Origin of the sequence: uncultured Psychromonas sp. (assembly GCF_947489755.1) — a bacterium.
Taxonomy (GTDB): Bacteria; Pseudomonadota; Gammaproteobacteria; order Enterobacterales; family Psychromonadaceae; genus Psychromonas.
Window position 1 is genome coordinate 1 of record NZ_CANLFB010000095.1, and the last position, 264, is coordinate 264.

A 264-nucleotide genomic window follows, 5' to 3' on the forward strand; every position below is an offset into this window, starting at 1 on the left:
ATTAAAGTCAGCGTTTGGCGTGTACGTCACCGTACCATCATCGTTGATCGTGACCGTGCCGTTCTCGCCATCCGTCAATGATGCAACCGGTGAAACCACGCCATCTGCGTCTGTATCATTCTCTAATACATCAATGATGATCGGGGTATCTTCATTCGTTGTTGCCGCATCGGCAGCCACAACCGTGTCATCCGCCACTGCTTCAACCGTCACAGTGACCGTTTCTGTGCTGCCATCTTCGTTGGTGTACGTAAACGAATCAGG

General features: G+C 51.1%; 1 protein-coding gene. It reads right to left on the bottom strand.

The features are described 5' to 3' along the window. On the bottom strand, positions 1–264 hold a 264-nt coding region (locus Q0794_RS18155; protein WP_298944288.1), incomplete at both ends, for an Ig-like domain-containing protein.